We start from the raw sequence: 13,261 nt of genomic DNA, 5'->3' as shown, positions 1-13,261 counted from the left end.
GGACGGGGCGTCCGGCGACGAGGAAGGCGGCGGACTTCGTGTAGACGATCTCCGTGGACATGGCTTCCTCCTTGATGGGGCCGGACGAGGCGCCCGCATCGCGCGGGAGCCCTCCAGGATATCCCTGTGATTTCGCCGCAAGCAAGCGCTTACTCGAAAAAATCGAGTCAGATCGCCGCTTCGCGCTCCAGGAGCCGCACCTTGACGTCGAGACCCCAGGCGAATCCGCCGAGGGCTCCCCCGGTCCGCAGCACCCGGTGGCAGGGGACGAACAGGGCCGGCGCATTCCGCGCGCAGATGGATGCCGCGGCCCGGACCGCGGTCGGTGAGCCGAGGTGGGCGGCGAACTCGGCGTAGGTGAGGGGCTTTCCCGCCGGGATGCCGCGCAGCGCGCTCCACCCCGTGAGCTGCATCGCTGTGCCGTGCTGGCTGACCGGCACGTCGTCGATCGCCGCGAGGTCGCCCTCGTAATAGGCGGCGACGGCGTCCGCGGACCGGACTCGACCCGTCGTCACGTCGGCGGGCACGCGGTCGGCCCGTAGCCTGCCGAGGATCGCGTCGGCATCCGAGGTCCATCCCGACGCCAGCACGCGACCGTCCTCTTCGAGGATCGTGAATGCGCCGTCGGGAGTGTCGAGGGTCTGCAGGACCGCGCTCATCGGTCGTCCTTTCGGGATGGGGTGTCGGGGGTTTCCGCGCGCCACGCCTGCGTGACGGGGGCGGCGTACCAGAGGTGCGCCATCAGGTAGCTGCGCCACGGCGCGACCCGCGCTGACCACGCGGTGAGGCCGGTGGCATCCGCGGGGATGCCGGCCGCTGCGGCTCCCGCCCGGGCGGCGACGTCGCCGGGGAGCAGGACGTCCGGGTCGCCGAGGACGCGCATGCGGACGTAGTCGGCCGTCCAGGGACCGATCCCCGGAAGAGCCAGCAGCCGCTCGCGCTGCTCGAGGGTGTCGTCGCCGGGGCTCAGGCGGAGCGACCCGTCGGCGAGCGCGGTCGCTGCGCCCACGATGGCGCGGATCCGGGCGCCGGGCCCGCGCAGCACCTCTCCCCCGCGCTCGGCGATGACGGCGGGTGTGGGGAAGAGGAAGGACGGCCCTGCGGGCGAGTCGATCGGTTCGCCGAGTGCGGCGGCGAGCCGCCCCATCACGGTGCGCGCGGACGCGACGCTGATCTGCTGCCCGATCATGGCGCGGATGAGCATCTCGTCGGCATCCATGGCTGCCGGCAGTCGAACTCCGGGAATGCGCTCGACGAGAGGACGCAGTTCGGGATGCCGCGACAGGGCGGCATCGATGGCGGTCGGGTCGGCGTCGAGGTCGAACAGCCGACGCACCCGCGCGATCAGCGGTGCGAGGTCTCGCAGCGAGGCGAGCTCGGCGCGCAGCCGTAGGCGACCCGCGGCATCCTCTCGCACCTCGAACCAGACCGGGCCGCCGCTGAGACGGATCGTGCGCGCGAACGTCGCGGCGTCACCGGTCTCGACCCCGGGGATGGCGTGCGCCCGCATCCATCCGAACAGCCCGACCGCGTCGAACGGCTCGCGCACCGGGAGGACGAGGTCGATCCGCCCGGGAGCCGCGGTCGTCCCGCGCCGACGGGCCCGGAGGTCGGACGGCGACAGGGAGAACACCTCGGTCATCGTCTCGTTGAACTGACGGATGCTGCCGAATCCGGCGGCGAACGCGACGTCGGCCATCGACAGATCGGTGTCGACGAGCAGGGTGCGCGCCGTATGCGCTCGGTGCGCACGCGCGAGGGCGAGGGGGCCGGCGCCGAGCTCGGTCGTGAGGAGCCGAGTCAAGTGTCGATCTGAGTACCCGAGTCGGGCGGCGAGTCCCGAGACCCCCTCTCGGTCGACGACCCCGTCCGCGATGAGCCGCATCGCGCGCCCGGCCGCGTCGCCCCGCACGTTCCACTGCGGTGAGCCGGGGGTCGCCTCGGGCAGGCAGCGCTTGCATGCCCGGAACCCGGCCTCGTGCGCGGCGGCGCTCGTGGCGAAGAAGCTGACGTTCGCCGCCTTCGGGGTCCGCGCCGGGCAGCTGGGACGACAGTAGATCCCCGTCGTGTGCACCGCGGTGACGAATTGCCCGTCGAAGCGGGCGTCGCGCGCGTCGATCGCGCGATACCGCTCGTCGAAGGTCATCGCTGCGATCGTCATGGCCTCAGCCTGACACGTTCCCCCGACACCGACTCGCGGAAATCGGACACGACGGCGGGATACCGCGGCTCACCCCGAGGGCGTCCACCCCGAGATCCCGGAGAGCACGGGAGCGTCGTCGCCGTCCCGCACCGTGACGCCGGTCACGCGGGGCGCGGAGATCGTCAGACGCGGAACCGCGGCCAACGGTCGTGCAACCGCGGCGGACACGATCGTCGACTCGATCTTCGCCAGCAGGTCGCGCGCGTCATAGACGTCCACCGTCTGCCGGAGGGTGTCGATCAGCTCATTGCGTGCCGGATCGACCTGACCGACGAGACTCGAGGCGCCTTTGGTCCCCCACTGGCTCGCGATCTGCTGAGGTGTCTGGGGAACGCGGACGCGCCGGATGACGGCATCCCACCCCGTTGCCTTCTGCGCGGCATCCAGGTCATCCGTCGCGCAGTCGACGGCGTTCCAGCCGGCCTCGGCGATCCCCGCTTTGAGGGCGGTGAAGGCGCCCTTCGCGAATTCGCTCTTGCGGTCGTAGAGCACGCACACCCGGGCCCCGCCGCGAACACCGGCGGCGGCACGATCGACGGCGGCGTCGTCAGCGGGGGTACCGATCGTCTTCGCGAAACCGGAATCCTCGGTGACGACCTCGAACGCCCGCGAACCCGGGGCCGTGACCATCGACGTCGTCTTCGGATACGACTGCGACCACTCACCTGCGCCGGCGGCGACCATGTCGTCCGCGGGGATGGCGCGCAAGAAGGCCGCGCGGGCGTTGCGCGAGGAGAAGACCGCGTCGGTACTGAGGAGGACGGTCCAGATCGTGCCGTCGTTCGTCGTCTGCGCCCCGAAGTCTCGCCGCTCGAGTTGCTTCACCGGCGTGCGGTCAGCGGGCGTCGGCGTGAACGAGAGGATGTCGAGGGATTTCCCGAGGGCAGCGAGAGGCTCGTCCCCGCGAGGGACGAGCGCGACATCGGCGACCTGCGGCACCGCCGCTCCGCGGTACTGAGGGTTCGGCGTCAGCGTGACACTCGCCCCTTCGTCGGAGACCTTCGAGACGACGTACGGCCCGCTCGAAAGCGCCATCGTCGGCGAGAGCTTGCCGTCCGTGAGAGCGAAATCCGTGTTCCATACGTCCGAGATGGCGGCGAGAGCCGTTGTGTCCCTGTCGAGCACCGCCCGGATGACGGCCTCCTTCGCCTCCATCGGGTCATCGAGATCGAAGGCGCGCATGCCCACGGTGTGCGCCGGCACGTCAGCAGCGATCGCGGTCTGCCACGAGATGGTGGGGGCGGGGTAGGTGACGTCGATCGCGCGAGCGAACTCGTCGACCTTCGGCCGCGCGGCCTTCAGCGCCGCATCCGTGGGGCCGTCCTTCGCGAGGAGGCCGACGGATGCCGCCCATCCCAGCACGAGGTCGGCGGCGTCCAACGGGATGCCGTCGGACCAGAGCGGCTCCTTCAGGTCGTACCGTACAGTGAAGGAGTCCTTGCCCACGATCTTCGCCGTGCCGAACGACTCGTCCGGGACGACTTCCCCATCGACCATATGACCGAAGGCTGAGCGCGTCGCCGCGGTGATGTCGCGGTTGGCTGCTGTGGGGTCGGTCGCGGCGTTGAACGAGGTGAGCCGGCCTCCCCACCCGACGGTGACGCTGCTGTCGGGGACGACCGACGGTGGCAGTGCGGGCGCGCAGGCGCTCAGGGCAAGGGCGGCAACAGCGAGAACAGCGACCGCTCCGCGGCGGGAAGCACGCATGCGCGCGTCAGGCGCGATCGATGTCGTCGTCGAGTTCCGCCGCCATCTGACGGTACGGCTCGCTCTCTTCGCTCTCGAGCCAGCTCTTCGCGTACTCGATGAGCACGGCGGGCGAATCCTCGGCCTCTGCCGCGGTGGCGAACGGGCCCAGGCAGTCCTCGGAGGGGCGCTGATCGTCGCGCACCACGGACTGGGTGGAGAGGTTGTACCAGTAGGTCTGCGAGGTGGTCATCGTCGCGACACTCCGTTCGTCATCCTGATCCTAATCATCGTGAACACAGGCGACGGGCCGCGATGCGGATCATGAGATCGCATCGCGGCCCGTGAGCGTGTGGAGGGATCAACCGCCGGCGAGCTCGGCGTCCGTGTCGCGGATGCGGTCCGCCATGCGGTCGAGCGCCTGAGCCATGTCGTTGACGGCCTCAGCGGCGTCGTCGAGCGACGTCGTGAGCTCCGAGTAGGCGGTCGAGTAGGCCTCGGACGCGTTCTCGGTCTTGAAGCCGTCCTGCACCAGGTCATCGATGATGCCCTGGAGTTCCTTCAGCGTGTCGGTGACAGTCTGACGACCATCGCGCAGGCGCTGCGCCGCGCTCTCCATCTCGCTGTATGTTGCACCAAAATCGTGAGCCATGAACCCGCCTCCCAGCGTTTCGTCGTGGTACGGAGAACCCGTTTCCTCCCCCGCGTGAACGATGCTAGCGAAGAGGTCTCTCCCACCCCATGGGGAGAAGTCCCCTCTTGACAATCGCTCGTCGGGCCGGTCGCTCCCCCGCGCCGAAGCGCTGATCGACAGCGCAATTCCGAGCGTGCGCTCAGTGCCCGATGGGGCCTTGTAGGTCGACCATCATCTGGATCGCTGAGAGGGTCGGGCGTTTCTGAAGTGTGTCGACCGTGCCCGGGCCGCCCAGGGATGGTAAGGGAACGAAGATGAACGACTCGTCGAAGTCCGGTGCGCCCTGCGTCGCAACCGCTTCGGGGAAGACGCCCCAGTTGAACTCCGCGGCCAAATGGTCCAAGCCCACCGCCTCGGTGAGAAGAAGGAATGAATCCACGTCCCCCAGGCCGACGCCTCTGTTCTCGCGGAAGATGAGACCCACAAGTCCACCCAGACTGGGTTCCCAGGTGATGAGATCTCCCAGCCCAGTGACCATGACGGGGATCGCCACACCGTCACCCTGGGTCTTGCCGATTCGGTCGCCGAGTTCAGCCTCGTAGACCGCGGGATTGATCACTCGAAGAAAACCGTGAGCGAAAGTGCCGTACCCGTACGTGTCCCAGATCTCGACGATCTCTGCGGGAACCCTCTCCCGGTAGGCCGCGATGACCTCGGGCTCGACCGGCGCGTGCGGAACAAAGTCAGCAATCTCGACCATGTCCCTCAAGCTAACCGAAGACCGTCGTTGCGGAGACCCCACCCCGCGGCGTTCGCGCTCGGTGTCCGGGCGCTGCCCGGCGCGGACCGGCGAGGCGAACAGCTTCCTTCATCCGACTGTGGCCGATCAGTGCCCGATGGGACCCTGCAGGTCGACCATGACCTGGATAGCCGACAGCGTCTGACGCTTCTGCAGGGTGTCGACCGTGCCAGGTCCACCCAAGGAAGGAAGGGGAACAAAGATGAACGACTCGTCGAATGCGGGCGCCCCCTGCTGCTGGACCGCCTCAGGGAAGACATCCCACCCGAACTTCTCCGACAAGTAATCCGAGCCGTCCAGCTTCAACAGACCGAGGAAAGTAGCGGCTTTGCCCATCCCCGTCCCGCGGTTGCTCCTGAACATGAGTACGACGAGCCCGTTGAGACTCGGCTCCCACGTGATCAGGTCACCGAGACCGGTCACCATGACGGGGATCGCTATCCCGTCACCCTGTGTCTTACCGATGCGGTCGCCGAGCTCCGCCTCGTACACGCCAGGGTTGATGACGCGGATGAAGCCTTCCCCGAACGTGCCGTAACCGTACTGCTCCCAGATCTCGACGATCTCTGCGGGAACCCGGTCACGGTACGCAGCGATCACTTCCGGCTCCACCAGAGCATGCGGGACGAAATCTGCGATCTCTACCATGGTTTCCAACCTAGGGAAGAACCCAGGTGTGGTCGATCAGTGACCGATGGGCCCTTGGAGATCGACCATGACCTGGATGGCGGAGATCGTCGGCCGCTTCTGCAAAGTGTCGACTGTGCCCGGACCACCCATGGAAGGCAGCGGCACGAAGATGAACGATTCGTCGAAGTCCGGTACGCCCTGCGTCGCAACCGCTTGTGGGAATACATCCCAGTCCAGAACACGGGCAAGGTGACGCGCGCCGCCTGCACGCGTCAAGGTCAGGAAGCTGGACACCTTACCCAAACCCGCGCCTCGATTGCTACGGAACATCAGCGCGATCAGGCCGCCCATACTGGGTTCCCAGGTGATCACATCGCCAAGACCGGTGACCATGACGGGGATCGCGATACCGTCGCCCTGGGTCTTGCCGAGCCGGTCCCCCAGCTCCGCCTCGTAGACGGCGGGATTGATGACGCGGATGAAACCCTCACCGAACGTGCCGTATCCGTACTGTTCCCAAACCTCGACCAGTTCCGGGGGTACCCGATCGCGATACGCGGCGACAACGTCGGGTTCGACAGGTGCATGCTCGACGAAGTCAGCGAACTCGATCATCCCCACAACCTATCGACGATGACGATGGTGGTTTCGTCGCCGACTCGAGCCAGCGGACAGCCTCGACCCGGGGCGGTCGAATTCAGTGGCCGATGGGACCCTGCAGATCGACCATTACCTGAATAGCCGAGAGCGTGGGGCGTTTCTGCAGAGTATCGACCGTGCCCGCACCACCCAACGACGGCAGCGGGACGAAGATGAATGACTCGTCGAACTCCACGGCCCCATGACGGGCGACTGCCTCCGGGTAGGGGTCCCACGCGAATTCTTCTTCCAGGTGCTCCGCCCCGTCGAGGCGAGTTAGGCCGAGGAAGGTCTTGGGCGAGCCCAGACCCACCGTTTCGAACTTCCGGAAGAGAATCGCAACGAGTGAATCGACGCTCGGCTCCCAGGTGATGAGATCGCCCAGGGCGGTCACCATGACGGGGATCGCGATGCCGTCGCCCTGAGTTTTCCCGATCCGATCACCGAGCTCAGCCTCGAACACTGAAGGGTTGATCACGCGGATGAACCCCTCACCGAACGTGCCGTAGCCGTACTGCTCCCAGATCTCGACGATCTCCGAGGGAACTCGGTCGCGATACGCGGCTATGACTTCCTGCGAGACCGGCGAGTGCGCGACGAAATCTTCGATCTGGACCATGGTTTTCAACCTATCTGAAGGTGACATTCATGTAGACATCGGAGAGGTCCGCCCCCGGATGAGATTGGATGAACCGGACGACGGCGGCGTCGATGTCACCCACGCGAGACCGCCATTGAGACCCCAGCGACGAGTTGATGCGAGCGTCGCCGACACCGGAGATGTCAGTGACGTTGCCCCCCGCGATGCCGTCCAGCCTGTGAGTGGCAGCTTGCGTCGCAAGCCATGATGACGCATTCTCCGCAGCTTCGGATCGGCTCTGGCCCTGCTCACGAAGCTCCAAGATCTTTGCCTTGAGCGCAGCCGCGCGAGCGTTCTCCTGCGCCCGGAGCGAGTCGGGCGTGCGGCCGTTCTGCAGGTATTCGGTGCGGTTGCGGAGCCAGTCGGACAGCGGCATCTGCTGCAGGGCGTCCATCTGCTCGTTGTACTGGCGGTCGTACTCGACGGGGTCGTGCTTCCTGTTCCGCTTGAAGGGCCGCAGCGTGACATCGAACGTGTCGATGTCCTCGATCCCGTCGCGGTTGCGTCGCTGCTTGCCACGCAAGCCTCGCACCATGTCGCCGAGCTGCCGGCCGTGGACCGGGATGTCGTCCAGCGCCCGCAGCATCGGCTTGATGAGTTCGTCTCCGACTCGAGCCATGTGTCAGTCCCCCGTGATGTTCAGTCCGGCGAGGTCGGCCATGAGCCGGTCCATCAGCGATTCGATGTCGGCCGCGCGCAGATCGAGCTCCTCCTCGGATTGCTCGAGCGCCTGCAGGTCGGCGTAGAACTCGTCCGGGTTGCCGGCCACGGCCTCGACGACCGGAGCGTTCAGCGCGGCCATGACGACGGCGGGTAATTCATCGGCGAGCGGCTCGATGACGGTCGGCAGGATCTGGTTCAGCGCCTGCTCGATCGCGATGTCGACCGCGGCGTTCAGGAGCTTCTTCTTGATGATGAGCATAGGGCCGGCACCGACCGCGGTGACCGGGTTCGTGAGCATGCCGACCAGCGCGATCATCGTCGTCGTGACGTCGGCGATGACCTTGATCTTGAGTCCCAGCACGACGCCGGCGGCGATGTCCATCCCGGGCGGAACAGGCCCCAGCAGGTCGACGAGTTTCTGCAGATTCTGCGACCGGTTGGTGTTCCACGCCGACACGAACGCAGGCCCCGCCTGGCCCCGCATCGCCGCGGCCAGGTCCCCGTTCACCTTCCGGTCGATGGCCTGCAGGGAGTCCTCGAGGTCGTCCCGGAAGTGGGAGACGATCTGCGCACCGCGTCGCAGTTCGTCCTCGTCGACGTCGGGCCATTCGAATCCGAGCTTCTCCATCACCCAGATCAGTTCGTTCGGCAGCATCATGCCCACAGCGCATCACCTCCCTCTCGAGAGTAGAAAAGACTCGTCGCCACGTACATGGGGAGAAGTCCCCGTTTCGATCGAGGGTTATGCCCCCAGCGTCGCGCCCGCGGCATCCGCTGTCACCGCTTCGCGAGCCGCGGCACGCGTCGTCGGCACGCTGACGACCGGTTCCGCGGCAGGCGCGACGTCGGCGACGAGCGGCATCTGCACGGTGACGGCGCGACCCGCCTGCACGAAGATGCCGCGGCCGACGGGGAAGTCCGACCGCTTGACACGACCGAACGGCGTCTTGAAGATCGCCTCGCCGTCGTACGTGTCGGGCTTGAGCACGATGCCTTGCCTGCCGGCCTTCCACTCGCCGAGGACGCCGATGCTGCCGCTCGCGCGGGAGATCTCGGCCTCGCCGATCAGCATGTGCTCGCTGTCGTTCATGGCCTGCAGGAGCGCTCGCATGGGGCGGTCCGCCGGTCCGTCCGAGAGGTGGGGCATGTCCTCGATGACGATCAGGATGCGACCCTCCGACAGCTCCCGCGTGACGAGTTCCGTCAGCTCGGTCGCGAGCTCCTTCTCGTCGTCGGGGCGCGTGGCGCTCTTCACCCATGGACGGAAGTCCTTGAGCTCGGACCTGCGGCTGCCGAAGTGGTACATCTGCACGCCCGGGTCGAAGCGCTCCATCGCCATGACGAGCGACTTGAGGCCGTTGGTGCGACCGGATGCCGGGGGCCCGGAGATCACGAACGAACCGATCGGCTCGAAACCGTGCGCCGACAGCGTGTCGTCCGCGACGCCGAACACCGGCATCCCGTCGACCCGTGCCGGCATGTCGGACGCCGGCACCGCCGTCGGCAGCGCGCCGATCTCGGGCAGATCCCGCACGCCCTCGGCGCGGAGCTTCTCGCCCAGCAAACCGAGCGCCTTCGTCTGCTCCACCGCGTTCGAGGTGCCGCCGAGGACGGCGATCTGCGCTTCGTGGCCGTCGATCACCGCGCGACCGGGGGCGGACTGCTCGTCCAGCACGTCACGCGGCGTGCCCAGCAGCATGTACTGCGAGGGGTCGCCCATGCGCAGCACGACCTTGCGCGGGATGTTCGAGGCGACCGCGCTCGGTACCGCGTTGCCGCGGTCCGCCGTCAGCACCGTGTGGACGCCGAGCGTGCGGCCTTCGCCGAGGATCCGCATGAAGGTGCGGTAGAACGGCCCGCGCCCGGGGGCGACCTCCCAGTCCTTCTTGAACTCGGGGAAGTTGTCGATGAGGAGGATGATGCGCGGGAGGTTCGGATCCGCGATCTCGCGGTATTCCTGCAGCGTCGCCGCGCTCGCGGCCGAGAACGCCGTCGCCCGCCGGTCCATCTCGCTGTCGAGGGTGCGGAACAGACGCTGGATACGCTCCACGTCGGACCCGTCGACGACCGATCCGACGTGCGGCAGCGCCGACAGCGCGCCGAGGGCACCGGTGGCGAAGTCGAGGCAGTACACGTTCACGCGGCCGCGGTCGGGACGCATGCCCGCGGCGGTGCCGATCGTCTTGAGGACGGTCGACTTGCCGGACCCCGACGTGCCGTAGACGACGAGGGAGCCGTCGCGATCGGGGACGAAGGCCGCCGACTCCTGCATCTGCTTCTCGGGGACGTCCATGAGGGCGATCGGGATGCGGGTGTCGCCGCCGTTCTCGAGATCGGCCAGGTCGACGAGCGGAGAGAGGTCGTCGAGCCACGGACGTCGCGGGAGCGGCAGCTCGGCGAGCTCCCGCGCGGCGACGAGCGTCGAGACGATGCGCTTCTGGTCGTTGGGGCCGAGGTCCTCCTCGTGGGAGTCCGACTCGGCGGGGCGATCCGGCTCCCACTCGGGGGCCGCACCGAAACGCAGCTCGGCCACGCGCACCTCGGCGACCGTCGTCTCCTCCTGGCTGGTCCACCCGCCGGTGTACGCGGACTGGAAGGGGACGAGCCGGCCGGGACCGGTCTTCGCGATCGCACGACCGGGGACGGATGCCGGGAAGCTCGCCGCGACGTCGTCGTCGACCACGTCGCGCGAGTCGGCCTCATCCGCCATTCGGAGCGCGATGCGCAGGTTCGTGTTGGCGCGGAGGTTGTCCTTGATGACGCCGGCGGGACGCTGGGTCGCCATGATGAGGTGGATGCCGAGGGAGCGGCCGCGCTGGGCGATGTCGACCACGCCGTCCACGAACTCCGGCATCTCAGATGCGAGCGCGGCGAACTCGTCGATCACCAGGACGAGCGAGGGCGGGCATTCGGGGTCCTGGCGCTTCTCGAGTTCGAGGAGGTCCTTGGCCTTCTTGCGATTCAGCAGGTGCTCGCGGTGCTGCAGTTCGGCCCGGAGGCTGGTGAGCGCGCGTCGCACGAGGTGAGGGTTGAGGTCGGTCACGAGGCCGACGCAGTGCGGCAGGTCGACGCAGTCCGCGAATGCGGACCCGCCCTTGTAGTCGACGAAGAGGAACGTGACGCGGTCGGGGCTGTGCGCCGCCGCCATACCGAGCACCCACGCCTGCAGGAACTCGGACTTGCCCGAGCCGGTCGTCCCACCGACGAGGGCGTGCGGGCCCTGCGTCCGGAGGTCGAGCGCCATCGCGTCGCTCGGGCCCTGGCCGATGATGGCGCGGAGCGTGCCCGCCTTCTTGAGCCGTGGCCGCGGCGTGGGCGTGCGGTCGAGGATCGTGTTGTTCTGCCGCCAGCGCTCGATGGCGGCGTTCGGGTTCTCGGCGATGGCCGGGTCGATGAGCTGGAGGAACATGACCGCGTTCGGGATGTCGGATGCGTCGTGCACCACGGTGCTCGCATCGACGACCGGAGCCAGCCGCCGCGCGAACATCTCCATGTACGCGTTGGAGACGCCCTCCACGGCGACGTGCTCGAAGCTCTCGCCGTTGCGCACGAGACCGACCCGAGCGTCACCGAGATCCGACGTCAGTTCGATGAAGCTGCGGCAGACGGCGGGAAGGGATTCCACGGTCTCCGAGATGAAGATGGCGTGGACCCCGTGGTCGGCGCCCCTCTCGAGCACATCCGTCAGCCGACCGCGGTCGACCGGTGCATCCCCGGTGACGAACACGATGACGGACACGGGAGGTGTCTTGGTTCGATCCTCAGCGGCGCGAGCCACATCGGTGCCGTAGAGGAGCGGGTTCCAGTCGTCCTTGAAAGGTCCGCGGGGCGCTCCGGTGCCACCGCCTGCGGCGCGCCGCACGTACTCCTCGAGCGAGTTGAGAAGGGCCGCGCCGCTCGGGGCGGAATCGGCGAGCGCCGCACCGCGGAACGGGCTCCGCTCGGCGGATGTGTGCGGCAGCCATTTGAGCCATTCGAGCTCGGGGGTCCAGGAGGAATCCGAGAACGCCACCGTGACGACGTCGTTCGGGGCGTGCAGCCCGAAGACCTGCACGGCGACGCCGCGCATGACGTCGGCGACGAGGGCGCGTGGGCCGGCGATGCCGATGGATCCGGCAGTGGGGAAGGTCTCGAAGACGGGGACGTTGTCGACCGTCGCGTAGCGCAGCCGCAGCCGATCGACACGGTCGATGTACTCGGGGAGTCCGTCGGGGGTCTCGGCGTCGTCGATCCCGTTGCGAGCCGGAAGCGAGCAGGTGCCGAGACGCAGCGCGAGGAAGTTCCAGTGCTCGGGACGCCTGGTCCACAGGAGCGGACCGAGGCGCATGGCCTCTTCGAAGACGTCGGCCACGGCCGGCACCTCCGCGTCGCGCGCTGCTTCCTCCTCAGGCTTGCCGCGGAAGAGATCCTCTTCGAGCTGCTCGAATTGACGCTCGAACAGCAGCCGCTCGTGGTCCTCGCTCTTGCGGCTCTGCACCGACTGGTTGATCAGGTTGCCGAACGCCATGAGCGGGGTCATGACGATCAACAGCAGGGAGCGGGGGTTGCCGTTGAGCGCGAAGAGGGCAGCACCCATGAGGATGGGCGCGACCATGATCGGCCACGGGAAGATCTTGCCGATCTTCTCGGTGGGCAGGCGCGGGGGCTTGAAACGGGTCCCCGGGTACCGCACCTCGACGCGAGGGCTGCGGTTGAAGAGCAGGCCTCCGCCGCGCTCGATGACCGGATCCTCGGTCGCCGCCCCGTCCCACGAACGGGTCAGGTACACCGCGAGGGTCGTGTTGCCGATGACGAACGGACGACCGTCCTCGACGCGGACGCGCTGCACCTCGACGCCTTCGACGAGCACGCCGTTGGCGGAGTTCAGGTCGACGACCTCGGCGTACGTCCCGACCTCGAGGCGGGCATGCCGCTTGGAGACCAGCGGGTCGGCCAGTACGACGTCATTGCTCGGGTCGCGGCCGATGGACACGTGACCCGCTGACAGCGCGAACTCCTGCCCGGCGAGCGGCCCCGCGAGAGCTCTGAGGATGCCGACCGTCTCGCCGCGACCGGCCTTGATGTACCCGGCCCCGTAGTTGACGATGGATGCCGCGAATCCCGACCCGATGGGCGCTTCACCGATCGGCAGGTCGTGCGGCAGCTCCACGGCGCGCGAGGCCGTGGGCGGCGCGACCGACAGAGTGAGGACGTCGTCCTCTGCGAAGGTCGTGGTCCGCATCGGATCGGACGCCGCGATGTAGCGGGCGACGTCGCCGACCGTCGCGGTCGAGTCCGCCGTCACGACGATGTCGACGGGGTCGTTGCCCTGCCGGTGCAGGGTGAGCTTCAGCCGCATGAGTCTTCTCCGAAGGGATGGGGTCGCGT

The 13,261-nt window shown here is 67.9% G+C and carries 12 protein-coding genes; all 12 read right to left on the bottom strand.

The genetic code is table 11. The features are described from left to right. Window positions 1-167 precede the first annotated feature (167 nt). Window positions 168-659: a methylated-DNA--[protein]-cysteine S-methyltransferase gene (locus Q9S78_RS07085; RefSeq protein ID WP_116228527.1), complete on the bottom strand. Its 492-nt coding sequence runs from the start codon at window positions 657-659 to the stop codon at window positions 168-170. Next, the gene (locus tag Q9S78_RS07080) at window positions 656-2,161 is read right to left on the bottom strand and encodes a DNA-3-methyladenine glycosylase 2 family protein (protein WP_311869773.1); all 1,506 of its coding nucleotides are present in this window, start codon (window positions 2,159-2,161) and stop codon (window positions 656-658) included. Before Q9S78_RS07080 ends, Q9S78_RS07085 begins: the two co-directional genes overlap by 4 nt. Window positions 2,162-2,230: 69 nt before the next feature. Further along, on the bottom strand, window positions 2,231-3,910 hold the full coding sequence (locus Q9S78_RS07075) for an ABC transporter substrate-binding protein (RefSeq protein WP_311869772.1): 1,680 nt from the start codon (window positions 3,908-3,910) through the stop codon (window positions 2,231-2,233). Window positions 3,911-3,917: 7 nt separating this feature from the next. Continuing rightward, window positions 3,918-4,142 carry a hypothetical protein gene (locus tag Q9S78_RS07070; protein ID WP_018188871.1) on the bottom strand — a complete coding sequence of 75 codons (225 nt, stop codon included), beginning with the start codon at window positions 4,140-4,142 and terminating at the stop codon, window positions 3,918-3,920. Between the two features lie 108 nt (window positions 4,143-4,250). Beyond that, complete coding sequence (locus Q9S78_RS07065) at window positions 4,251-4,541, bottom strand: WXG100 family type VII secretion target (protein ID WP_231370862.1); 291 nt, start codon at window positions 4,539-4,541, stop codon at window positions 4,251-4,253. Window positions 4,542-4,722: 181 nt separating this feature from the next. Then, window positions 4,723-5,283, bottom strand: a complete 561-nt coding sequence (locus Q9S78_RS07060; protein WP_020096652.1) for a GAD-like domain-containing protein — start codon at window positions 5,281-5,283, stop codon at window positions 4,723-4,725. 126 nt (window positions 5,284-5,409) lie between these two features. Further along, complete coding sequence (locus Q9S78_RS07055) at window positions 5,410-5,970, bottom strand: GAD-like domain-containing protein (protein WP_018188874.1); 561 nt, start codon at window positions 5,968-5,970, stop codon at window positions 5,410-5,412. A 36-nt stretch (window positions 5,971-6,006) separates the two neighbouring features. Further along, window positions 6,007-6,567, bottom strand: coding sequence for a GAD-like domain-containing protein (locus tag Q9S78_RS07050; RefSeq protein ID WP_311857784.1), 561 nt, complete (start codon window positions 6,565-6,567; stop codon window positions 6,007-6,009). Between the two features lie 82 nt (window positions 6,568-6,649). Further along, window positions 6,650-7,210 carry a GAD-like domain-containing protein gene (locus Q9S78_RS07045; protein WP_018188876.1) on the bottom strand — a complete coding sequence of 187 codons (561 nt, stop codon included), beginning with the start codon at window positions 7,208-7,210 and terminating at the stop codon, window positions 6,650-6,652. Window positions 7,211-7,220: 10 nt separating this feature from the next. After that, complete coding sequence (locus Q9S78_RS07040; protein WP_256335311.1) at window positions 7,221-7,817, bottom strand: polymorphic toxin type 15 domain-containing protein; 597 nt, start codon at window positions 7,815-7,817, stop codon at window positions 7,221-7,223. A 36-nt stretch (window positions 7,818-7,853) separates the two neighbouring features. Next, complete coding sequence (locus Q9S78_RS07035; protein WP_018188878.1) at window positions 7,854-8,552, bottom strand: WXG100 family type VII secretion target; 699 nt, start codon at window positions 8,550-8,552, stop codon at window positions 7,854-7,856. Window positions 8,553-8,636: 84 nt separating this feature from the next. Further along, on the bottom strand, window positions 8,637-13,232 hold the full coding sequence (locus Q9S78_RS07030) for a type VII secretion EssC family protein (protein WP_311857789.1): 4,596 nt from the start codon (window positions 13,230-13,232) through the stop codon (window positions 8,637-8,639). Between the last annotated feature and the right edge of the window lie 29 nt (window positions 13,233-13,261).

Source organism: Microbacterium aquilitoris (assembly GCF_031932285.1).
Classification (GTDB): domain Bacteria; phylum Actinomycetota; class Actinomycetes; order Actinomycetales; family Microbacteriaceae; genus Microbacterium; species Microbacterium aquilitoris.
This window is presented reverse-complemented; position numbering and strand designations above follow the sequence as displayed.

Coding starts and splice junctions, on each gene's coding strand:
- Q9S78_RS07030 (WP_311857789.1), bottom strand. CDS start 13,232: ATGCGGCTGAAGCTCACCCTGCACCGGCAGGGCAACGACCCCGTCGAC.
- Q9S78_RS07080 (WP_311869773.1), bottom strand. CDS start 2,161: ATGACGATCGCAGCGATGACCTTCGACGAGCGGTATCGCGCGATCGAC.
- Q9S78_RS07050 (WP_311857784.1), bottom strand. CDS start 6,567: ATGATCGAGTTCGCTGACTTCGTCGAGCATGCACCTGTCGAACCCGAC.
- Q9S78_RS07035 (WP_018188878.1), bottom strand. CDS start 8,552: ATGATGCTGCCGAACGAACTGATCTGGGTGATGGAGAAGCTCGGATTC.
- Q9S78_RS07045 (WP_018188876.1), bottom strand. CDS start 7,210: ATGGTCCAGATCGAAGATTTCGTCGCGCACTCGCCGGTCTCGCAGGAA.
- Q9S78_RS07065 (WP_231370862.1), bottom strand. CDS start 4,541: ATGGCTCACGATTTTGGTGCAACATACAGCGAGATGGAGAGCGCGGCG.
- Q9S78_RS07085 (WP_116228527.1), bottom strand. CDS start 659: ATGAGCGCGGTCCTGCAGACCCTCGACACTCCCGACGGCGCATTCACG.
- Q9S78_RS07075 (WP_311869772.1), bottom strand. CDS start 3,910: ATGCGTGCTTCCCGCCGCGGAGCGGTCGCTGTTCTCGCTGTTGCCGCC.
- Q9S78_RS07040 (WP_256335311.1), bottom strand. CDS start 7,817: ATGCTGCGGGCGCTGGACGACATCCCGGTCCACGGCCGGCAGCTCGGC.
- Q9S78_RS07070 (WP_018188871.1), bottom strand. CDS start 4,142: ATGACCACCTCGCAGACCTACTGGTACAACCTCTCCACCCAGTCCGTG.
- Q9S78_RS07055 (WP_018188874.1), bottom strand. CDS start 5,970: ATGGTAGAGATCGCAGATTTCGTCCCGCATGCTCTGGTGGAGCCGGAA.
- Q9S78_RS07060 (WP_020096652.1), bottom strand. CDS start 5,283: ATGGTCGAGATTGCTGACTTTGTTCCGCACGCGCCGGTCGAGCCCGAG.